16 protein-coding genes are annotated in these 21,405 nt (G+C 71.4%); 13 read left to right on the top strand and 3 right to left on the bottom strand.

Annotated features, from left to right (window positions below; translation table 11 throughout):
- The first annotated feature begins 5 nt into the window (after positions 1 to 5).
- From sucD to BIV04_RS11010, 7 genes are all read left to right on the top strand, one after another.
- The gene (sucD, locus tag BIV04_RS10980; protein WP_043594275.1) at positions 6 to 893 is read left to right on the top strand and encodes a succinate--CoA ligase subunit alpha; all 888 of its coding nucleotides are present in this window, start codon (positions 6 to 8) and stop codon (positions 891 to 893) included.
- 191 nt (positions 894 to 1,084) lie between these two features.
- The gene (locus tag BIV04_RS10985; protein WP_177174809.1) at positions 1,085 to 2,458 is read left to right on the top strand and encodes a DUF6350 family protein; all 1,374 of its coding nucleotides are present in this window, start codon (positions 1,085 to 1,087) and stop codon (positions 2,456 to 2,458) included.
- A 77-nt stretch (positions 2,459 to 2,535) separates the two neighbouring features.
- Complete coding sequence (gene purN, locus BIV04_RS10990) at positions 2,536 to 3,129, top strand: phosphoribosylglycinamide formyltransferase (RefSeq protein ID WP_071256297.1); 594 nt, start codon at positions 2,536 to 2,538, stop codon at positions 3,127 to 3,129.
- Positions 3,126 to 4,790, top strand: a complete 1,665-nt coding sequence (gene purH, locus BIV04_RS10995) for a bifunctional phosphoribosylaminoimidazolecarboxamide formyltransferase/IMP cyclohydrolase (RefSeq protein WP_071256299.1) — start codon at positions 3,126 to 3,128, stop codon at positions 4,788 to 4,790. Before purN ends, purH begins: the two co-directional genes overlap by 4 nt.
- A 429-nt stretch (positions 4,791 to 5,219) precedes the next feature.
- Entirely contained in the window at positions 5,220 to 7,055 is a 1,836-nt protein-coding gene (locus tag BIV04_RS11000) for an ABC transporter ATP-binding protein (RefSeq protein WP_071256303.1), read from the top strand.
- Positions 7,052 to 8,977 (top strand): ABC transporter ATP-binding protein, encoded by a 1,926-nt coding sequence (locus tag BIV04_RS11005; RefSeq protein ID WP_083396364.1) that lies wholly within the window; start codon positions 7,052 to 7,054, stop codon positions 8,975 to 8,977. Before BIV04_RS11000 ends, BIV04_RS11005 begins: the two co-directional genes overlap by 4 nt.
- A 27-nt stretch (positions 8,978 to 9,004) precedes the next feature.
- Positions 9,005 to 9,793 (top strand): GNAT family N-acetyltransferase, encoded by a 789-nt coding sequence (locus BIV04_RS11010; RefSeq protein ID WP_071256305.1) that lies wholly within the window; start codon positions 9,005 to 9,007, stop codon positions 9,791 to 9,793.
- 127 nt (positions 9,794 to 9,920) lie between these two features.
- On the opposite strand, the gene BIV04_RS11015 is transcribed toward BIV04_RS11010, so the two are convergent.
- Entirely contained in the window at positions 9,921 to 10,343 is a 423-nt protein-coding gene (locus tag BIV04_RS11015; RefSeq protein WP_083396365.1) for an MGMT family protein, read from the bottom strand.
- Positions 10,344 to 10,368: 25 nt separating this feature from the next.
- Positions 10,369 to 10,839 carry an N-acetyltransferase gene (locus BIV04_RS11020; RefSeq protein WP_071256307.1) on the bottom strand — a complete coding sequence of 157 codons (471 nt, stop codon included), beginning with the start codon at positions 10,837 to 10,839 and terminating at the stop codon, positions 10,369 to 10,371.
- 98 nt (positions 10,840 to 10,937) lie between these two features.
- Here BIV04_RS11020 and BIV04_RS11025 point away from each other — a divergent pair, with 98 nt between their 5' ends.
- The 5 genes from BIV04_RS11025 (at position 10,938) to BIV04_RS11045 (ending at position 18,795) form a co-directional block, all read left to right on the top strand.
- Complete coding sequence (locus BIV04_RS11025; RefSeq protein ID WP_071256308.1) at positions 10,938 to 12,212, top strand: ROK family transcriptional regulator; 1,275 nt, start codon at positions 10,938 to 10,940, stop codon at positions 12,210 to 12,212.
- 195 nt (positions 12,213 to 12,407) lie between these two features.
- The gene (locus BIV04_RS11030) at positions 12,408 to 13,796 is read left to right on the top strand and encodes an extracellular solute-binding protein (protein ID WP_071256310.1); all 1,389 of its coding nucleotides are present in this window, start codon (positions 12,408 to 12,410) and stop codon (positions 13,794 to 13,796) included.
- Positions 13,797 to 13,800: 4 nt separating this feature from the next.
- A complete protein-coding gene (locus tag BIV04_RS11035; protein ID WP_055974859.1) occupies positions 13,801 to 14,787 on the top strand; it encodes a carbohydrate ABC transporter permease in 987 nt (328 codons plus the stop codon).
- Positions 14,788 to 14,789: 2 nt separating this feature from the next.
- Positions 14,790 to 15,626, top strand: coding sequence for a carbohydrate ABC transporter permease (locus BIV04_RS11040; protein ID WP_071256311.1), 837 nt, complete (start codon positions 14,790 to 14,792; stop codon positions 15,624 to 15,626).
- 94 nt (positions 15,627 to 15,720) lie between these two features.
- Complete coding sequence (locus BIV04_RS11045; protein ID WP_071256313.1) at positions 15,721 to 18,795, top strand: glycoside hydrolase family 38 C-terminal domain-containing protein; 3,075 nt, start codon at positions 15,721 to 15,723, stop codon at positions 18,793 to 18,795.
- A gap of 136 nt (positions 18,796 to 18,931) precedes the next feature.
- Here the strand turns inward: BIV04_RS11045 and BIV04_RS11050 are convergent, their stop codons facing one another.
- Positions 18,932 to 19,858: an ROK family protein gene (locus BIV04_RS11050; RefSeq protein ID WP_071256315.1), complete on the bottom strand. Its 927-nt coding sequence runs from the start codon at positions 19,856 to 19,858 to the stop codon at positions 18,932 to 18,934.
- A gap of 340 nt (positions 19,859 to 20,198) precedes the next feature.
- Here BIV04_RS11050 and BIV04_RS11055 point away from each other — a divergent pair, with 340 nt between their 5' ends.
- Positions 20,199 to 21,341 carry an ROK family transcriptional regulator gene (locus BIV04_RS11055; protein ID WP_071256316.1) on the top strand — a complete coding sequence of 381 codons (1,143 nt, stop codon included), beginning with the start codon at positions 20,199 to 20,201 and terminating at the stop codon, positions 21,339 to 21,341.
- Positions 21,342 to 21,405 lie beyond the last annotated feature (64 nt).

Below are 21,405 nucleotides of genomic sequence, written 5' to 3' on the forward strand. Positions count from 1 at the left end.
GAACAATGTCGATCTTCCTCAACAAGGACAGCAAGGTCATCGTCCAGGGCATCACCGGCGGTGAGGGCACCAAGCACACCGCCCTCATGCTCAAGGCAGGCACCCAGGTCGTCGGTGGAGTCAACGCCCGCAAGGCCGGCACGACCGTCACCCACGGTGACGTCGAGCTCCCCGTCTTCGGCACCGTGACCGAGGCCGTCGCCGAGACCGGCGCCGACGTCTCGATCGTCTTCGTGCCGCCGGCGTTCGCCAAGGACGCCGTCGTCGAGGCCATCGAAGCCGAGGTGCCGCTCGTCGTCGTCATCACCGAAGGCATCCCGGTGCAAGACAGTGCCGAGTTCTGGGCCCTCGCCAAGGCCAAGGGCGGCACGACCCGCATCATCGGTCCGAACTGCCCCGGCATCATCACGCCGGGCGAGTCGCTGGTCGGCATCACGCCCGCCTCGATCTCGGGCTCGGGCCCGATCGGGCTCGTCTCGAAGTCGGGCACCCTGACCTACCAGATGATGTTCGAGCTGCGCGACCTCGGCTTCTCGACCGCCATCGGCATCGGCGGCGACCCGGTCATCGGCACGACCCACATCGACGCCCTCGAGGCGTTCGAGGCCGACCCCGACACCAAGGCGATCGTCATGATCGGCGAGATCGGTGGCGACGCCGAAGAGCGTGCCGCCGACTACATCAAGGCGCACGTCACCAAGCCCGTCGTCGGCTACGTCGCGGGCTTCACGGCCCCCGAGGGCAAGACGATGGGTCACGCCGGGGCGATCGTATCCGGCTCGGCCGGCACCGCCCAGGCCAAGAAAGAGGCACTCGAGGCCGCCGGCGTCAAGGTCGGCAAGACGCCGAGCGAGACCGCGGCGCTGCTCCGCGAGGTCTACGCCTCCCTCTAGGGGCCGACCCGCGCCTCCTCGACGGGCGTGTTCGTCACGGCCGGTCGTCCTCGGACGCCCGGTCACGACGGACACGCCCGTCGTCGTCTGTGTGGCCCGGTGCAGGCGCGGCACGGGTGCCGACCGGTGTCGTCGTCGTGGGCGGCGGGGCAGCAGGCCGGCCCCGGTCGGCACCGGTACAGTCGCTCGCGATGAACCGCCCAGTCACCGCCCTCTTCTCCGCGCTCGAAGCCCTGCTCGTCGTGGCCATCGGCGTCGGCATCCCCCTCGTCGTGCTGACCTCGCTCTGGGCGTTCCAGTACGGCCTGCAGATCGACTGGATCGTCTTCTGGCGAGCGGCCGTCGACTCGTGGCTCGTCGGGCACGGCGCCGACCTCACCGTCCAGCTCAGTGCGGACGCGGCCGCGGCGACCGGCATCGCCGGGGCCGACGCCCCCATCGTCGTCTCGCTGGCCGCGCTCGGCTTCGCCCTGCTCACGGTGCTGATGGGGGTCCGCGCCGGCCGTGCCGCCGCCGAGACGGCCCACCGCACGACCGGTGTGCTCGTCACGATCGGCACCTTCGCCCTGCTGTCCCTCGCCCTGGCGGCCTCGGCGCAGCACGAGCTCGCGCGCCCGTCGTTGTGGCAGGGCACCCTGCTGCCCACGCTCGTCTACGCCGTGCCCGTCGTGGCCATGGCCGAGGTCACGCGCCGCCGTCGGGGCGAGTCCGCCGACCCGGTCACCGGTGCCGTCATCGGCCTGCTGTCCCGACTGCCCGGACAGGTGACCGGCATCGCAGCCGCCGGGCTGCGTCTCGGGGCCGTGGCCGCATCGACCGTGCTCGCCGTGTCGGCCCTGATCGTCTCGGTGCTGATCGTGACGAACTACGCCGAGATCATCACCCTGTACGAAGGCGCGCACGGCGGGTTCCTCGGCGGGCTCGCGCTGACGCTCGGACAACTGGCGCTGCTCCCCGACGTCGTCGTCTGGGCGGCGTCGTGGCTGGTCGGCCCCGGCTTCGCCATCGGCACCGGGTCGTCGATCTCGCCCCTCGGCACCGCCGTCGGTCCGATGCCCGCGATCCCCTTCCTCGGCGCCCTGCCCACCGCCGACCTGACGTTCGGGTTCGTCGGGCTGCTGGTGCCGGTCGTCGCCGCGTACGTCTGCGCGACGCTGCTGAGGCCGAAGCTGCAGCGGATGCTCGCCGGGCACGGTGTCGACGACCTGGTCCGTCGCATCGTCGTCGCGGTCGTCGGAGGGCTCGTCGGGGGAGTGCTGCTGGGCCTGCTCGCCTGGGCGGCCTCGGGCTCGGCCGGGCCCGGGCGACTGACCGAGGTCGGACCCGACCCGCTGCTGGTCGGCGGGTTCGCGGCGCTCGAGTTCGCCGTCGCCGGCGTCTTGGCGATGGTCGTGACGCCGCCGAGGTTCGCGGGTCCGCGGGCCGAGACGACGCCGGACAGGTCCCGGACGAAGCGGCACGACGATGCGGGTGTCGACTCGACCGCAATGACCGGGCCCGTGTCCGTACCCACCCCCCGGCCCGACGGTGACGACACCGAGCGCATCGAGGGCATCACGCGCTGACGTCGTCGTCCGCCTCACGTCGGACCCCCGTCTCCGCCGCCCCACGGTGCGCGTGCCCGGCCCGCTAGGCTTGCCGGGTGCTGAAGCTCGTGGTGCTCATCTCCGGTGGCGGCTCGAACCTCCGGGCGTTGCTCGAGGCCGCGAGCGACGCCGAGTACCCGGCCCGGGTGGTCGCCGTCGGCGCCGACCGTGAGGCCGACGGCTTCGAGCACGCCGAACACTTCGGGGTGCCGACCTTCTCGGTCGCCTTCTCGAACTTCGCCGACCGTGCCGCCTGGGGCGACGAGCTGCTGGCGCAGATCGAGCAGTGGCAGCCCGACCTCGTGGTGCTCAGCGGGTTCATGCGGCTCGTGCCGCCGCGGGTCGTCGCCGCCCTCGCCCCGAACCTGATCAACACGCACCCCGCCTACCTGCCCGAGTTCCCCGGGGCGCACGGCGTGCGTGACGCGCTCGCGGCCGGGGTCGAGCAGACCGGCGCCAGCGTGATCGTCGTCGACGAGGGCGTCGACAGCGGCCCGATCCTCGCGCAACGCCGCATCCCGGTGCTGCCCGGCGACGACGAGTCGTCGCTGCACGACCGCATCAAGGTCGTCGAGCGCGAACTGCTCGTGCAGACCGTGCTCGACATCGCCAACGGAACGATCTCTCTCGAACAGGAGCCCACCGCATGAGCGGCCACGCCATCGACCCCAGCCTCTACCGCGACCGTGATGCCGTGCCCGTGCGACGGGCGTTGATCAGCGTCAGCGACAAGACGGGCCTGCTCGACCTCGCCGCCGCGCTGTCGGCCTCCGGCGTCGAGATCGTGTCCACCGGTTCGACCGCCCAGACCATCCGCGACGCCGGCCACGCCGTCACCGACGTCAGCAGCGTCACCGGGTTCCCCGAGTCGCTCGACGGCCGCGTCAAGACGCTGCACCCCGCGGTGCACGCGGGCATCCTCGCCGACCTGCGTCTCGAGTCGCACGAGGCCCAGCTGGCCGAACTCGACATCGCCGCGTTCGAGCTCGTCGTCGTCAACCTCTACCCGTTCGTCGAGACCGTCGCGTCGGGTGCCGACGTGCCCACCGTCATCGAGAACGTCGACATCGGCGGGCCCGCCATGGTGCGGGCCGCCGCGAAGAACCACGCCAACGTCGCGATCGTCGTCTCGCCGACGAACTACCCGCAGGTCGTCAAGGCACTCACGCTTGGTGGCACGACCCTGGCCCAGCGTCAGCGCCTGGCCGGCGAGGCCTTCGCCCACACGGCCGCGTACGACACGGCAGTCGCGGCGTACTTCGCCGCACACGTGGGTGTGCGCGCCGAGGCCGACGCGTCCGCCGGGGCGACCGGCGCCTCCTCGTCCGTCGTCGACCAGCAGGAGGCGCGGGCCGGCTTCGAGCCCACGGTCACCCTCTCGGCCGAGGTGCAGCACACCCTCCGCTACGGCGAGAACTCCCACCAGGCCGCGGCGATCTACGCGACGCCCGGGGCGCACGGCATCGCGCAGGCGACGCAGCTGCACGGCAAAGAGATGTCGTACAACAACTACGTCGACGCCGACGCCGCCCTGCGCGCTGCCTTCGACTTCGACGAGCCCGCCGTCGCGATCATCAAGCACGCGAACCCGTGCGGCATCGCCGTCGCCTCGCCCGACGCCGTCGACGCCATCGCCGACGCGCACCAGCGGGCCCACGCCTGCGACCCCGTCTCGGCGTTCGGCGGCGTCATCGCGGCCAACCGCACCGTGACGCGCGCCATGGCCGAGACCGTCGCCGACATCTTCACCGAGGTCGTCATCGCCCCGGCGTTCGACCCCGAGGCCGTCGAGATCCTCAGTGCGAAGAAGAACATCCGCCTGCTGACCCTGCCCGCCGACTTCGCCCGCGACGTCCGCGAGGTCAAGCAGATCTCGGGTGGTCTGCTCGTCCAGGACGCCGACCGGTTCGACGGCTTCACGTCCGACGGCTGGACGCTCGTCGCCGGTGACGAGGCCGACGCCGCGACGCGTGCCGACCTCGAGTTCGCCTGGAAGGCCTCGCGCGCCGTCAAGTCGAACGCGATCCTGCTCGCCTCGGGCGGCGCCTCGGTCGGAGTCGGCATGGGCCAGGTCAACCGCGTCGACTCGTGCCACCTCGCCGTCGACCGCGCCGGGGCCCGCGCCGCAGGGTCGGTCGCGGCGTCCGACGCGTTCTTCCCCTTCGCCGACGGCCTGCAGGTGCTGCTCGACGCGGGTGTGGCCGCGGTGGTGCAGCCCGGCGGGTCGATCCGCGACGACGAGGTCGTGGCCGCGGCCAAGGCCGCCGGCGTCACCATGTACTTCACGGGCGAGCGCCACTTCTTCCACTAGGTCGTCGTCGACGAGGTCCCGGAGGCGCGGGTCGCGTCGTCCGCCGATCCGAACGATTCCGTCTTGCGGCGGAGTCGACGGCACGCATATCCTGTAAGGCTGCTCACAGCCGGTCGGACACGACCGCACGGACGGACGACGACACTCAGGAGGACATGATGACGACGACGACACTGACCACGGTGGGCACGGCCACCGACGGTGCTCGCGTGGGTCGCGCCTCCTCGGCGTATCCGAGCCCGGCGCCGATCATCTAGACGAGACGGTCCGCCGCCCACCGGCACCACTCCGACACCTCCGCCCGGCGACGTCCCGGGCGCGACCGCGCGACCATGCGTCCTCCCCGGACGGTCGCCGCACCACCTTTCTCCACAACGGGTCAGCGCTCTGCGCCGTCGCCTGTGCCAGATCACGACACTTGGATCACCCATGTCTCAGAAGTCCTCGTCCGCCCGTCCGCCCGACACCGCGAAGCGCCCCTCGACGGTGCAGTCGCTCATTCGGCTGTACCCCTACGTCAAACCGGCCCTGCCCCGCATCGTGCTGGGCATGGTCGCGGCCCTCCTCGCGGCCGTCGTCGCCCTGCTGATCCCCCTCGTCCTGCAGCTGCTCGTCGACGGACCGCTGTCGAGCGGTGACCGGTCGCAGGTGTGGCCCGCTTTCGCCGTCGTGCTGGGCCTCGGCGTCGCCGAAGCGATCATGATCGGTGCTCGCCGACGACTGGTGCTCACCCCGAGCACGCACGTCGAGGCGACCATGCGCAACGCCCTGTACGCCAAGCTGCAAGACCTGCCGGTGGCGTTCCACGACCGGTGGCAGAGCGGTCAGCTGCTGAGCCGGTCGGTCAGCGACCTGAGCCTCATCCGTCGCTGGCTCGCGTTCGGCGTCGTGCTGCTCGTCGTCAACGTGCTCACCATCGTCGTCGGCTTCGTCGTGCTGTTCTGGTACAGCTGGGTGCTCGGCCTCGTCTTCCTCGTCGCGTCGCTGCCGGTGTTCTTCGTCAGTTTCGCCTTCGAGAAGCGGTACTCGATCGTCGCCCGTCGGTCCCAGGACCAGGTCGGCGACCTGGCGACCAGCGTGGAAGAGAGCGTCCACGGCATCCGGGTCCTCAAGGCCTTCGGTCGCGGCAAGCACTCGCTGCGCGAGTTCGCCAAGCAGGCCGAAGACCTCCGGGGGACCGAGATCGAGAAGGCGAAGGCCATCTCGAAACTGTGGCTCTGGCTGCTGCTCGTGCCCGACGTGGCCTTCGCGCTGTGTCTGCTCGGCGGCGTGTGGCTCGCCGCCGACGGTCAGCTGACCGTCGGCCAGCTGTTCGCCTTCTTCGCGACCGCGACCGTGCTGCGTTGGCCGGTCGAGTCGATCGGCTTCCTGCTCTCGATGACCTTCGACACCCGCACGGCCGTCGACCGCTACTTCGAGGTGATGGACAGCGAGAACACGGTGACCGACCCCGAGAACCCGTCGACGATCGCCGAACCCCGCGGCCGTCTCGAGTTCAAGGGCACGCACTTCCGCTACCAGGACTCACCGGCCCAGTTCTCCGACCTCGTCAACGGGGTCGACCTGGTCGTCGAGCCCGGCGAGACGATGGCCCTCGTCGGTCTCACCGGCTCGGGGAAGACCACGCTCCTGTCGCTCGTGTCGCGGCTCTACGACGTCACCGGCGGGCAGGTCCTGATCGACGGCGTCGACGTCCGCGACCTCAGCCGCGAAGAACTTCGCCGCCACATCGGCATGGCGTTCGAGGACGCGACGCTGTTCAGTGCGTCCGTGCGTGACAACGTGCTGCTCGGTCGCCCCGATCTCGCGGACGACCCCGACGAGGCCGACCGGGTGATGCGCGAGGCCCTCGAGATCGCCCAGGCCGACTTCGTCGAACGATTGCCCGAGGGCGTCGACACCCGGGTGGGCGAAGAGGGGCTCAGCCTGTCCGGCGGACAGCGCCAGCGCCTCGCGCTGGCGCGGGCCATCGCGGCCCGCCCGGCCGTGCTGGTGCTCGACGACCCGTTGTCGGCCCTCGACGTCGACACCGAAGCGCGCGTCGAAGCCGGACTGAGACGCGTGCTCGCGTCTACGACGTCCCTGATCGTCGCCCACCGACCGTCGACGGTCACCCTGGCCGACCGGGTCGCGCTGCTCGAGAACGGCACGGTCACGGCGGTGGGCCGGCACTCCGACCTCATCGCGAGCAACGAGCACTACCGCTACGTCATCTCGTCGCTCGACGACGACTCCACCACCAGCCGAGAGCAGGTGCTCGCATGACCGACACGACACTCGAGGACGACCGTCCCGACCGTCCGGCAGCAGCCGACGGCCCCGTCGAGCGCGAGGCGCTCGACGGACGCACCCCCGCCGAGAAGCGCGCCGAGCAGGGTTCGACGACGCAGGGCGTCCGCGGCGAAGAGCGCGAGAACTTCACCAAGGACGAGAGCAAGAGGCTGCGCCGTCGTTCGCTGCGCCTCCTCGGCTCGCTCGTGCACCCGCTGCGCTGGCGTCTCGCACTGATGGGCGTCGTCGTCGTGATCAGCACGGCCTCGCAGGTCGCGGGGCCGGCCCTGATCGCGATCGGCATCGACACCGCCCTGCCGGCGCTGATGGACGACCAGGACTGGGCGCCCGCGATCCTCGTCGTGGTCGCCTACCTGGTCACCGGTGTGATCGGCGCGGTGCTGATGGCGCAGTACACGGTGCTGTCGGCGCGCATCAGCCAGGCGATCCTGTTCGACCTGCGCAAGCGTCTGTTCCTGCACACGCAACGGCTCAGCCTCGAGTTCCACGAGACGTACACGTCGGGCCGCATCATCTCGCGCCAGACGAGCGACCTGGACTCGATCCGAGAACTGCTGGACTCGGGCATCAACCAGCTCGTCTCGGGCCTGCTCTACATGGTCTTCACCGCCGTCGCCCTCGTCGCGCTCGACCCGCAGAGCGGCCTCGTCCTCGCCGTGGCCCTCGTGCCGCTCGTGGCGTTGACCCGGTGGTTCCAGGTGCGCTCGCAGAAGCTGTTCCGCGCCACCCGCGTCACGAGCGCCCGCGTCATCGTCCACTTCGTCGAGACGATGACGGGCATGCGCGCGGTGCAGGCCTTCCGCAAGGAGGCGCGCAACGAGAAGGAGTACGCCAGTCACGTCGAGGACTACCGGCAGGCCAACTCGAAGGTGTTCACGTTGTTCGGCACCTTCGACCCGGGCCTGGTGCTCATCGGCAACGCGACCCTCGCGGCCGTCGTGCTCTTCGGCGGCTTCCGGGTGATCGACGGTTCGCTCGAGATCGGCGCCCTGCTCGCGGTGGCGCTCTACGCGAAGCGGTTCTTCGATCCGGCCGAAGAGATGGCCATGTTCTACAACGGCTACCAGTCGGCGTCGGCCGCGCTCGAGAAGATCTCGGGCGTGCTCGAGGAGCAGCCGAGCGTGCCCGACCCGACGCGCCCGGTCGACCTGTGGGACGCCAAGGGGCAGGTGCACTTCGACGACGTCGAGTTCGCCTACAACGCCGACACGGTCGTTCTGCCCGGCTTCGACCTCCACGTGCCCGCGGGGCAGACCATCGCCCTCGTCGGGTCGACGGGGGCCGGCAAGTCGACGTTGGCGAAGCTCATCTCGCGCTTCTACGACCCGACACGCGGGGCGGTGACGCTCGACGGCGTCGACCTGCGCGACCTGCACCCGAAAGACCTGCGCCGCGCGATCGTCATGGTCACACAAGAGGCCTACCTCTTCTCGGGGTCGGTGGCCGACAACATCTCGCTCGGCAAGCCCGACGCGACACGTGACGAGATCGTGCGGGCGGCGAAGGCGGTCGGGGCGCACGAGTTCATCGAGGCCCTGCCCGACGGGTACGACACCGACGTGAACAAGCGCGGCGGCCGGGTGTCGGCCGGGCAACGCCAGCTGCTGTCGTTCGCCCGGGCGTTCATCGCGGACCCGAGCGTGCTGATCCTCGACGAGGCGACGGCGTCGCTCGACATCCCGTCCGAGCGCATGGTGCAGGAGGCGCTGCAGACCCTGCTCGCCGACCGCACCGCCGTCATCATCGCGCACCGCCTGTCGACGGTCGCGATCGCCGACCGGGTGCTCGTGATGGAGCACGGCAAGATCGTCGAGGACGGCACCCCGGACGACCTGATCGCGGGCACCGGCCGTTTCGCGCAGCTGCACGCCGCGTGGCGCGACTCGCTCGTGTGAGATCGCGGCTCGGCTAGCGTGTCCCCGATGATCGACGCGACGACCTACCTGCAGGCCTACGACGAGCAACTCCGCACCGACGCCGAGACGCCGAGCGCGATCGACGTCACGCGGCACGGTCCGTTGCGGCTCGTCACCTTCGCCGGTGGCCGCGGATTCGTCACCTACCGCGACCTCGGCGAGGCCGACGCCGACGCGGTGCGCGCGCTCGTGGCCGCCGCCGTCGAGCACTTCGACGCCGACGCCGAGATCACCCGGGTCGAGTGGAAGACGCGGGGCCACGACCGGGCGCCCGGGCTGCACGACGCGCTCGTGGCCTCGGGCTTCGAGCCCGGCGAGCCCGAGTCGATCATGATCGGGCCGCTGACGGCGTTGGCCGGTCTCGGCGATGCACCCGAGGGGGTGACGGTCCGTCGGGTCACCACCGAGGCAGACGTTCGGGCGATGAGCGCAATGGTCGACGAGGCGTTCGGCGAAGCGGTCGACGCGCGGATGGCCGACGCGCTGCTCTCGCGGCTGGGTCGCGACGACGGCATGGAGCTCTGGGTCGCCGAGGTCGACGGTCGGATGGTCAGTGGTGGCCGACTCGAGCCCGTCCCCGGCACGGACTTCGTCGGCATCTGGGGCGGTGCCACCCTCGAGGCGTACCGCCACCGGGGCATCTACCGGGCGTTGACCGCCGCACGGGCGCGTTCCGCCCTCGCGCAGGGCAAGGCCCTCGTGCACAGCGACTCGACCGAGGACTCGCGTCCGATCCTCGAACGCTCGGGCCTGGTCGCGGTGTCGACGACGACCCCGTACGACCGGACGCGCTGAGGCCGCCCGAGCGTCGGCGGGCGAGTCCGGGGGAGTCGGGCGGTCGTGGTCGACCGTCTCCGACGAACTGGCCCGGTCCTGCCCGGTCCTGCCCCGAGGGTCGGCCCGCCCCTGAGCCTCGGCCCGGTCAGGGACGGTAGGAGGCGCGCTCGAGATCGACGCGGAAGGTACCCGACCGGCTCAACAGCAGAGGCGTGCCCTCGACGCGGTACTGCTCGAGGGCCCGCTGCTCGTGGTCGCGCGGGGCATGGCCGGAGGCGCGGATCACCCGCCACCAGGGCAGGTCGGCCCCCGCGTACGCCATCACCTGGCCGACGCCGCGGGAGGCCCGGGAGCCGAGGGCCGCGGCGACCGAGCCGTAGGTCATGACGTGGCCAGGCGGGATCGACTCGACCACGGCGATCACCCGCGAGACGAAGTCGTCGGGGTGCGGCCCGGAGCCGGCCGCGCGTCCCGGCCCCGCGTCGGGGTCGGGTCCGAGGCCGAGTCCGGTCCTGGGCCCGGTGACGGACCCGGGCTCGTCGCCGGGGGCGGGCCCGTCCGGTGTCACGACGTCGGCCTCTCGCGGTGCCGACTCAGACCTGCGACGACGCCAGGGTCAGCCCTGCGACGTGCTCGCCGTAGGGCGTCTCGCCGATGACCTCGAAGCCGATGTGGTGGAAGAACTCTTCGGGCCCGTCGTCGCCCGGCTCGTAGATGACGGTGACCCGGTCGAAGCCGCGGCTGCGGGCCTCGTCGGCGAGGGCGTGGACGGCGAATCGCCCGATGCCCCGGCCCTGGGCGTCGGCCTCGACGTTGATGCGCCAGATGCAGCTGCGCAGCGCCTCGTCGTCGGCCTCGGCGTCGAAGTTGCCCATGATGAAGCCGACCACCGTGTCGTCGTCGTCGACGACGACGCGGGGCCAGGCGGTGGTCGGGTTGACGTAGGCCTCGGCGATCGAGTGCGAGACGGGGGCGACGAACTGCTCTTGCCCCGGCTTGAGCGTCAGGTTGTTGGCCGCGACGACGGTGGCGGCGGACAGTTCTTCGAGGCGCAGTCCAGACATGGATTCAGGGTAACGGCGCGTCCCGACGGGCACCACCGCCGGGCGGATGACGGGTCGCGGTCTGCGCGCGACCCCCGACGTCGTGGATGATGACGAGAATGAACCGCGGGACGAACCTGCCGGCGATCGGCGGCTACAACCGGTCGGTCGTGCTCGACGCGATCCGGCGGGAGAGCGCGGGCCTGAGCCGGACCGAGATCGCCGGGCGCACCGGGCTCAGCCCCCAGGCCGTGACGAACGTCTCGCGACGGTTGATCGAGTCGGGCCTGATCCGTGAGAGCGGCACCGTCATCAGCGGCCCCGGCAAGCCCCGCACCATGCTGCAGCTCGAGTCGCGGGGGCGCTTCGCGGTCGGCGTGCACGTCGACCCCGCGGTGCTGACGTTCGTGCTGCTCGACCTCGTGGGCACGGTCGTCGCCCACGCCCGCGAGCTGACCCCGTCCGCCAGCGAACCCGACGAGGTGGTGGCCCTGATGGCGCGGGCCATCGACGGGCTGGTCGTCACGAGCGGCGTCGACCGCGACCTCCTGCTCGGGGTCGGCATCGCCTCGCCCGGCCCGGTCGACATCGGACCCGGCCTCGTGCTCGATCCGCCGATGATGCCGCTCTGGCGGCACGTGCCGTTGCGCCGGGCGCTCAGCGAGGCCACCGGCCTGCCGGTCCTGCTCGAGAAGGACGTCACGGCCTGCGCGGTCGCTGAGCTCTGGCTGAGCGACGGAGGCGCGGGTGAGCGCAGCGACTTCGCCTTCGTCTACTACGGCACCGGCTACGGCACCGGGCTCGTGCTCGGCGGCGACGTGCTGCGCGGGGCCAGTGCGAACGCCGGGGACTCGGGGCACGTGATGGTCGACGACCACGGTCACCGCTGCACCTGCGGGCGGATCGGCTGCGTGGGCGAGCTGATCACGCCGCACGCCCTCGTGCGCGAGGCCGTCGCCACGGGGGTGCTGGTCGAGGGTGACGTGTCGGACGACGCGCTCGCCGAGGCGGCACGCAGTGGGGATGACGTGGACATGCGTCGCATCGACGAGGCGTTCGTCGCCCTGGTCGGAAAGGCGGACGCGGGCGACGCCGGGGCCCTGCACGTGCTGCACGGGGCCGGGCGACACCTGGCCCGGGCCCTGGTGACCATCGTCAACCTGCTCGACCTCGACGAGGTCGTCTTCGGCGGGCCGTTCTGGGCGCCGCTGTCGCGGCACGTCCTCGCGGTGCTGCCGGCCGCGCTCCGCGACGACCCGGCGCTGGTCTCGAAGCATCCGATCCGGCTCGTCGAGTCGTCGATCGGCATCGACGTCGCGGCCGTCGGAGCGGCCTGCCTGGTGCTCGACCAGACGTTCTCGCCGCGACCGTCCGCCCTGCTGATCCGCGCCTGACGGGGCCGAGCCGCGCCTCCTGCGCTTGTCGACCAGCGCCTCGGGGCGTCAGGACCCGCGCCTCCTCGGCCGTCGCGTCGTTACCGGACCGTTGCGCGCAAGGATCTTGACACGAGTTACTCCATACGATGTAGTAATCGAATCGCGGTCGGGCAGAGCAGCCCGGCGCCGACGCGACTGGAGCAAAGGAGCACCATGTCACGCACGTTCACCTCGGCCCGGGGGCGCAAGCGCGCACTGGCCGTCGCCGCCGCGGCGGTCGCCACGGCCCTGCTGGCCTCGGGATGCTCGGGGGGTGCCGGCAGCGGCGACTCCGACACCATCAAGGTCGCGTACCAGAAGTTCGGCACGTTCACCCAGATGGACGCCCACATGAAGGAGACCGCAAAGACCTTCGAGGCGGCCAACCCCGGCATGAAGGTCGAGTTCGTGCCCATCGCGGCACAGAACGACGACTACTTCACGAAGCTCGCGCTGATGAACCGGTCGGCGGCCACCGCACCCGACGTCATGTACGAGGACACGTTCAAGGTCAAGAGCGACGCGGCCGCCGGCTACCTGCTGCCGCTCGACGAGTACACCGACGCCTGGGACGACTGGGACAAGTTCTACGACAACGCCAAGGAGGCCGGCGTCGGCGAGGACGGCAAGACCTACGGCATCCCGATGGGCACCGACACGCGGGCCCTCTGGTACAACAAGGACCTCTTCGCGCAGGCCGGCCTCCCCGTGCCGTGGGAGCCGAAGACCTGGCAGGACGTGCTCGACGCGGCCGAGACGGTCAAGGCGAAGGTGCCCGACGTGGTCCCGCTCAACGTCTACTCGGGCAAGCCGCAGGGCGAGGGCGCGACCATGCAGGGCTTCGAGATGCTGCTCTACGGCACGCCGACCGGCACCCTCTACGACGACGAGACCGGCAAGTGGCTCACCGACTCGCAGGGCTTCGTCGACTCGCTCGGCTTCATCGAGGACGTCTACCAGGGCGGCATCGGACCGAAACCCGAGGAGGCGCTGGACACCAACATCGCCACCATCGTCGGTGGTGAGTGGCTTCCGCAGGGCAAGCTCGCCATCGCCCTCGACGGCTCGTGGATGAGCGGCACCTGGCTCGAGACCGGCACCAACCCGTGGCCCGAGTGGAACGACGTGATGGGCCAGGCGCCCATGCCCACCCAGGACGGTGCGAAGCCGGGCGCGACGAGCATGTCGGGCGGCTGGACGCTGGCCGTCGGCTCGAAGACGAAGAACCCGGACAAGGCGTTCGAGTTCATCGCCGACGCCCTCGACAAGGACGGCTCGCAGAGCTACGACATCGCCGCCAGCCAGATCGCGGTGCGCAGCGACGTCGCGGAGGACCCCGAGTACGTCGGCAGCAACCCGACCTTCGAGTTCTTCTCGTCGATCGTGCCGGTGACGCACTTCCGTCCGGCGACCACCGACTACAGCCGCATCTCGAACGAGATCACCGTCGCGATGGAGGCCGTCATGACCGGGCAGCAGTCGCCCGAGGAGGCGGCGGCCGCGTTCGACGACCAACTCGTCGGCATCGTCGGCGAGGACCAGACACAGAAGGCGGGGGACTAGCCGGATGGCGACCATCGCCCCCACCCCGGTCGGCCGTGAGAGCGGCCGACCGGGGGCCTCCGGGCCCGGCCCCGGGCCCCACGGCGAGAAGCCGGGTCGCCGGGCGGGCGCGTCGAAGGCGCGCGCCCTGCGCACCGGTGCCCGCACCCTGCCGCTCGTCCCGGCCTTCGTGCTGCTGGCCCTGTTCTTGCTGGGGCCCGTCATCTCGAGCTTCTACGGCTCGTTCACCGACGCCTCGCTGACCGGCTACGCCGCCGGCGGTTCGGAGTTCATCGGGTTCCGCAACTACACCGAGCTCTTCGCCGACCCGGACTTCCCGAAGTCGGTGCTGCTGACGCTCGCCTTCGTCTTCTTCTCGGCCGTGGTCGGCCAGAACGTCGTCGGCCTGGGACTCGCCCTGCTGATGCGGAACGGCCACAAGGTCGTGCGCTCGATCGTCGGCACGTTCGTGATCGCCGCATGGGTGCTGCCCGAGATCGTCGCCGCCTTCGCGGCGTACGCGTTCTTCAACGACGCGGGCACCCTCAACACGGTCCTGTCGTGGTTCGGCATCACGGGCGCCAACTGGCTCTACGCGATGCCGATGCTCTCGGTGATCCTCGCCAACATCTGGCGCGGGGCCGCGTTCTCGATGCTCGTCTACTCGGCGGCCGTGCAGGAGGTGCCCCCCGAGATCACCGAGTCGGCCGAGGTCGACGGCGCCACCGGCTGGCAACGCCTGGTCTACATCACGCTGCCGGTCATCCGACGCAGCATCTCGACCAACCTCATGCTGACCACGCTGCAGACGCTCTCGGTCTTCACGCTCATCTACGTGATGACCGGCGGCGGACCGGGCACGAACAGCACGACGCTGCCGATCCTGGCCTACCAAGAGGCCTTCCAGTTCTCGCAGCTGGGCTTCGGCACGGCCATCGCCACGATCATGCTGCTCGTCGGAGCGGTGTTCTCGATCATCTACATCAGGGCCCTGAAACCGGAGGTCGACTGACCATGGGCATGACCTCACCCAGCGGCCGCAGCATGAAGGCCGTCTCGAACGCCGTGCTGATCGTCATCGCGATCTGCTTCGCCGTGCCCCTCGTCTGGCTGCTGCTGGCCTCGTTCGACCCGTCGGCCACGCTGTCGGCCAAGGTGCCGTCGCAGTTCACGCTCGACAACTTCACCGCCGTGCTGACGCCCGAGATCTCGTTCGTGCCGCTGGCCAACAGCCTCATCGTGTCGGGTGGCTGCGCCCTGGTGACCGTGGTCGTGGCGATCCTCGCGGCGTACCCGCTCTCGCGGTACCGGATGCGCATCAACAAGCCGTTCCTCTACGGCATCCTCTTCGGCACCGGCCTGCCCATCACCGCGATGATGGTGCCGGTCTACAGCCTGTTCGTCTCGCTGAACCTGATCGACTCGATCGGCGGCACGGTGTTCTTCCTCGCCGCGACCAGCCTGCCGATGGCGATCTGGATGGCGAAGAACTTCATGGACTCGGTGCCGATCTCGCTCGAGGAGGCCGCGTGGACCGACGGGGCCTCGATGTTCTCGACCCTGACGCGCATCGTCGTGCCGCTCATGCGGCCGGGCATCGCCGTGGTGTTCATCTTCGTGTTCATCCAGGCGTGGGGGAACTTCTTCGTGCCGTTCGTGCTGCTGCTCAGCCCCGACAAGCAGCCCGCTGCCGTGAGCATCTTCAACTTCTTCGGGCAGTACGGCTCGGTGGCGTACGGCCAGCTCGCGGCGTTCTCGATCGTCTACTCGGTGCCCGTCATCGCGTTGTACGTGCTCGTCTCGCGGACCCTCGGCGGCTCGAACGCGCTGGCCGGTGCCGTGAAGGGGTGACGCGCCTCCCCACCAGTGCCTCCGCCGCCCTCCCGATCCACAGAACGACCCGCCCCACCGTGCGCCTCGGCGCGCCCGTCAGGAGACTGATCCCATGCACGACAACACCGTCCTCGTCGAAGCCCGCATCGACCGCTTCGTCCGCGACCGCATCACACCGGCGGTCTACCGCCGAGCCGTCCCGCTGACGATCACGGCCTGGGAGGCGCCGGGCGAGCCGGTCCCCTTCGGCGAGGCCGTCTCGCAGACGTACGAGCCGTTCGCCGTCGGCTCGCCGTGGAGCCGCCCGTGGGGCACCACGTGGTTCCACGTCACGGGGACGGTGCCAGACGACTTCGGCACCGACCCCGCCACCGCCCTCGAGCTCGTCGTCGACCTGGGCTTCAGCATCCGCCAGCCCGGGTTCCAGGCCGAAGGCCTCGTCTGGCGACCCGACGGCACCATCGTCAAGGCGATCGAGCCGTACAACGGCTACGTGCCGCTGACCGCGATCGGTGCGGGCGTGACCCCGGGCAGCACGATCGACGTCTACGTCGAGGCCGCGTCGAACCCCGACATCGGCGGTGACGACTTCCACGGCGAGACCCCCCTGGGCGACCCCGAGACCGCCGGCGACGCCCCGATCTACGCCCTGCGCAGCATCGTGCTCGCCGAACGCGACGAGGTCGTCGCCGAACTCGATCGAGACGTCTGGACGCTCGTCGGGCTGATGCGCACCCTCGAGCTCACCTCGCCGCGACGGCACGAGATCCTGAGGGCCCTCGACCGGATGTGCGACGTCGTCGACCACGCCGACGTCGCGGGTTCGGCGACGGCCGGTCGGGCCGCGCTCGCCGACGTGCTCGCGGCGCCGGCGAACGCGAGCGCCCACCGGGTCGTCGCAACCGGGCACGCCCACATCGACTCGGCCTGGCTCTGGCCCGTCCGCGAGACGCAGCGCAAGGTCGCCCGCACCTTCTCGAACGTCGTCGCGCTGATGGACGACGACCCCGACTTCGTCTTCGCCGCCTCAAGCGCCCAGCAGTACGCCTGGCTGAAGGAGCACTACCCCGAGCTGTTCGCGCGGGTGAAGCAGAAGGTCGCCGAGGGCCGATTCGTGCCCGTCGGCGGCATGTGGGTCGAGTCCGACACGAACATGCCCGGCGGTGAGGCGCTCGCCCGTCAGTTCGTCGCGGGCAAGGGGTTCTTCCTCCGCGAGTTCGGCGTCGACGCCGACGAGGTCTGGCTGCCCGACTCGTTCGGCTACACGGGTGCCATGCCGCAGATCGCCCGCGCCGCCGGCTCCAGCTCGTTCTTCACCCAGAAGGAGTCCTGGAACGAGACGAACCGTATGCCGCACCACACCTTCCTGTGGGAGGGCATCGACGGCAGCCGGGTCTTCACGCACTTCCCGCCGGTCGACACCTACAACTCCGACCTCTCGCCGGCCGAGCTCGCCCACGCCGAGCGCGGCTACGCCGAGAAGGGGTACTCGAACGTGTCGATCGTCCCGTTCGGCTGGGGTGACGGCGGCGGCGGCCCGACCCGCGAGATGATGGCGGCCGCACGACGGGCCGGAGACCTCGAGGGCTCACCGCGCGTGACCGTCGGCACCCCCGCCTCCTTCTTCGCCCAGGCGCGGGACGAACTCGCCGACCCGGCCGTCTGGTCGGGCGAGATGTACCTCGAGTTCCACCGCGGCACCTACACCTCGCAGGCCCGCACCAAGCAGGGCAACCGCCGCAGCGAGCACCTGCTGCGCGAGGCCGAGCTCTGGAGCGCCACGGCGACGGCGCGCGGCCTGCTCGACTACCCCTACGACGAGCTCGAGCAGATCTGGCACGTCGTGCTGCTGCAGCAGTTCCACGACATCCTGCCCGGTTCGTCCATCGCCTGGGTGCACCACGAGGCCGAACGGCACTACGCCCGGGTCGCCGAGCAACTCGAGGCGATCATCGGGTCGGCCCAGCGCGCGCTCGCCGGGTCGGGGTCGGCGACGACCACGTTCAACGCCGGGCCGGTCCCGGCGGCCGGTGTCGACGCCTCGGCCGGCTCCGGCGAGGGCCAGGCCCAGGAGGCGGGGGTCGGGTCGGTGGCACCGGTCGCCTCCGACGGCGGCTGGGTGCTCGACAACGGGCTCGTGCGCGCCGTGTTCGACGGGGACGGCCTGGTCGCCTCGCTCGTCGACGCGACGTCGAGGCGCGACCTCGTCGCCCCGGGCTCGCGGCTCGGGTTGCTGCAGCTCTTCCGCGACACCCCCAACCAGTGGGACGCGTGGGACGTCGACCAGGCTTACAAGAACGTCCGCACCGACCTGGTCGAGGCCGAATCGGTCGTCGCCGACGGTGGGGCCCTGGTCGTGACCCGTCGCGTCGGCGACTCGACGATCGTGCAGCGCTGGTGGCTCGACGACGGCGAGGCCGAGCTGCACGTGCAGACCGAGGTCGACTGGCACGAGCGGCAGAAGCTGCTCAAGCTGGCGTTCCCGCTCGACGTGCACGCCGACCGGGCCGCCTCCGAGGTGCAGTTCGGCCACGTGCAGCGCCCGACCCACCAGAACACGTCGTGGGACTTCGCCCGGTTCGAGACCGTCGCGCACCGCTGGGTGCACGTCGCCGAGCCCGGCTTCGGCGTGGCCGTGGCGAACGACGCCACCTACGGCCACGACATCACGCGGAGCACCCGCGACTCGGCCGACGGCGGTGACGGCGGCACGACGACGCTCGTGCGGCAGTCGCTGCTGCGGGCGCCGACCTTCCCCGACCCCCACGCCGACCAGGGCCGGCACGTGCTGCGTTCGTCGGTGCGGGTCGCGCCCGACGTGCTCGAGGCGGCGACCGCGGGCTACCGCCTCAACCTGCCCGTCCGGCGGGTCGACGGATCGTCCGGGGCCGCGGTGGCACCGCTCGTCACGTCGTCGTCGCCCGCCGTGCTGGTCGAGGCGGTCAAGCTGGCCGAGGACCGCTCGGGCGACCTGATCGTGCGGCTCTACGAGGCACGGGGCGCGCGGGCGGCGACCACGGTCACGGTCGACGCCGACAGCGGGTTCGGCGACGCGTGGCGAACCGACCTGATCGAGCGCGAGCTGGCCGAGGGCACCGTTGGCTCGGGCCGCTGGACGGCGGGTGCCGCGGTCGAGCTCACCCTGCGCCCGTTCGAGATCGTGACGCTGCGGGTGGCCCGGGCGTAGCGCAGCACCTGCGGGCACTGCGCCACGAGATGGTCACGGCGCCGGGTTTTCTCCTGGTGCGGTGACCATCGCGTGGCGGTGTGGCGGTGTGGCGGTGGCAGCACAGCGGTGTGGGGGCAGAGCGCCGTGGCGGCGGTCAGACGGCGGCTGCGGTCGCCGTGGCCGACCCGCGGGCTCCGACCGTCGCCGCGCCGACGGCTGCCACGGGAAACCCCGGCGGCAGCAGCTCGATGCGCGACGAGAGCTCGAGCGAGGCGAGGAACGGCGACCCCGCCCCCCAGCGGTCGAGCACGCCGGCGACGTCGTCGAGCAGGGGGCGACCGAGGTTGCTGAGCCCGCCCCCGATCACGACGGAGTCCACGTCGGTCGTCAGGACGAGGAGGCGCACCGCGGCCGCCACCCCCGCCGCGAGGTCGGCACGCACGCGGACGGCCTCGGGGTCGCCGGCGTCGGCCGCCGCGAACAGCGCCACGGCCGGGTACGCCCCCTCGGTCGGCCAGTGACGTGACACCGCGGCGCCGGCCGCGACGGTCTCGAGGCACCCGCGCTGCCCACAGGGGCAGAGTTCGCCCCCGGGGTCGACGGGGACGTGCCCGATCTCGCCCGAGACGCCTCGCGAGCCGCGCCAGAGTTCGCCGTCCACGACGAGACCCGCGGCGAGGCCGGTGCCGAGGTTGAGGTAGCCGACCGAACCCGACAGCGACATGGCGAGGTACGCGCCCAGGGCCGCCGCGTTGACGTCGTTCTCGACCCGGACCGGCACCCCGAGCCGGGTGCTCAACGTGGACCCCACGGCGACGTCGTCGAAGCCGATGTTCACCGCGTGCCGCACGCGCCCCGTGGCGCCGTCGACCAGGCCGGGGATGCCGACGCCGACCGACTCGAAGGCCCCGACGGCGACGCCGACGCGGTCCGCCAACGAGGTGACCGCCGTGGCCGCGTTCGCCAACACGGAGTCAGGGCCGAACCCCGTGGGCAGGCGGAGACGGTGGACGGGGGCGCCGGACCCGTCGATGACGACCGCGTCGATCTTGGTGCCGCCGATGTCGAGGCCGACCCTCACGGCCGCCCCGTCGATCCGGGCCCGGAGGCACCCGCCCGCGCGTCGTCGAGAGCGCCGGGAGGCGCGGCGACGGACACGGAGGCGGGCGTGGACATGTTTGTTAGTAAAGCTTACGAACCAGATCCCGGCAAGGGGTCCGGCAGGAGGGGGTCGCGATGTTTCGGGTGTTGACCGCCGGTGTTTCGTGTGCGTAAACTCGCCGCCACGCACCTTGACACGTGTTTGTAAGGCCCATTTACTAACGGCACGCCACCACGGCGACGCCACCCGGCACCGCTGCCGACGGGCCCTGCGAACGGGTCCGAGGTCGGCGACGATGCCGAGACGAGAGGACGCGCCCGTGACCACCACGACGATCACCCGGCAGCAGCAACCGCCCGTCCGCGCGCACAACCGCTCGCTCGTCCTCGAGGCCCTCTACCGCGACGGCTCGATGAGCCGGGCCGACCTGGCTCGTCGCTCGGGCCTGACGCGCCCCACCGTCTCCGCACTCGTCGCCGAACTGATCGACGACGGCATCGCTCGCGAGCTCGGCGTCCGCGACGACGCCCGGGTCGGCAAACCGGCGACGCTCGTCGGCATCGAGTCGGACGCCTTCCACATCGTCACGGTCGACCTGTCGAACGCCGACCGTTTCGTCGGGGCCGTCGTCGACCTGAGGGGCGGGGTCGTCGAGCGCGCCGGCGTCGAGCTCGAGGGTGCCGTCGGCGAGGCCGCCGTGTCCCTGGTCGAACGGCTCGTCGACGACCTCGGCTCGCGCACGACCCGCCCGCTGCTCGGTGTCGGGGTCGCGACCCCCGGCATCGTCGACCACGACGGCGTCGTGCGCACCGCCGTCCACCTCGGCTGGTACGACCTGCCCCTGCGGTCCCGGCTCTCCGACCACGTCGGGTTGCCCGTCCACGTCGGCAACGACTCCAACGCCGCGGCCGTGGGCATCCGCACCTTCGGCGAGACGGCCGGGCAGGGTGTGGCCGGGCGAGCCCCGGCCGGGCAGAGCCTCATGGTCGTGACGATCGACCACGGTGTCGGCGTCGGGCTGGTCGTCGCCGGCTCGCTCGTCGAGGGCGACCAGTTCTCGGCCGGTGAGATCGGGCACGTGACGGTCGACGAGAACGGCGACGTGTGCGCGTGCGGTCGACGCGGCTGCCTCGAGGAGGTGCTGGCCGCCCCGCAGCTGAGGGCGCGCCTCCTGCAGCACGACGAGGGATCGCGGGGGGCCGTGCTGCACGACGCCGGGCGCGCGCTCGGCCTCGTGCTCGCCCCCATCATCAGTGCGCTCAACATCGACGAGGTCGTGCTGTCGGGCCCCGCCGACCTGGTCGAGGGCGCCCTGCTGCGGGCCGCCCGCGACACCGTGCGGCAGCGCACGCTGTCGGCCGTGAGCAACGGCCTGACCATGAGCATCGCGGGCAGCGGCACCGACCTCGCCCTGCGGGGTGCGGCGTCGTTCGTGCTGCAGGCCGAACTGGGGCTGACGTGACCCCGGCGAGCGGCTCGTCGGCGGCCCGGGGCGAACGCCCCACCACAGACCTCGGGGGCCCACC

This window comes from Frigoribacterium sp. MCBA15_019 (genome assembly GCF_001864945.1).
In the GTDB taxonomy this organism is placed as follows: Bacteria; Actinomycetota; Actinomycetes; order Actinomycetales; family Microbacteriaceae; genus Frigoribacterium.

What these genes read in the sequence shown, in the direction of transcription:
- sucD (WP_043594275.1), top strand. Translation starts at nt 6, where the DNA reads ATGTCGATCTTCCTCAACAAGGACAGCAAGGTCATCGTCCAGGGCATC.
- BIV04_RS10985 (WP_177174809.1), top strand. Translation starts at nt 1,085, where the DNA reads ATGAACCGCCCAGTCACCGCCCTCTTCTCCGCGCTCGAAGCCCTGCTC.
- purH (WP_071256299.1), top strand. Translation starts at nt 3,126, where the DNA reads ATGAGCGGCCACGCCATCGACCCCAGCCTCTACCGCGACCGTGATGCC.
- BIV04_RS11000 (WP_071256303.1), top strand. Translation starts at nt 5,220, where the DNA reads ATGTCTCAGAAGTCCTCGTCCGCCCGTCCGCCCGACACCGCGAAGCGC.
- BIV04_RS11005 (WP_083396364.1), top strand. Translation starts at nt 7,052, where the DNA reads ATGACCGACACGACACTCGAGGACGACCGTCCCGACCGTCCGGCAGCA.
- BIV04_RS11010 (WP_071256305.1), top strand. Translation starts at nt 9,005, where the DNA reads ATGATCGACGCGACGACCTACCTGCAGGCCTACGACGAGCAACTCCGC.
- BIV04_RS11020 (WP_071256307.1), bottom strand. Translation starts at nt 10,839, where the DNA reads ATGTCTGGACTGCGCCTCGAAGAACTGTCCGCCGCCACCGTCGTCGCG.
- BIV04_RS11025 (WP_071256308.1), top strand. Translation starts at nt 10,938, where the DNA reads ATGAACCGCGGGACGAACCTGCCGGCGATCGGCGGCTACAACCGGTCG.
- BIV04_RS11030 (WP_071256310.1), top strand. Translation starts at nt 12,408, where the DNA reads ATGTCACGCACGTTCACCTCGGCCCGGGGGCGCAAGCGCGCACTGGCC.
- BIV04_RS11035 (WP_055974859.1), top strand. Translation starts at nt 13,801, where the DNA reads ATGGCGACCATCGCCCCCACCCCGGTCGGCCGTGAGAGCGGCCGACCG.
- BIV04_RS11040 (WP_071256311.1), top strand. Translation starts at nt 14,790, where the DNA reads ATGGGCATGACCTCACCCAGCGGCCGCAGCATGAAGGCCGTCTCGAAC.
- BIV04_RS11045 (WP_071256313.1), top strand. Translation starts at nt 15,721, where the DNA reads ATGCACGACAACACCGTCCTCGTCGAAGCCCGCATCGACCGCTTCGTC.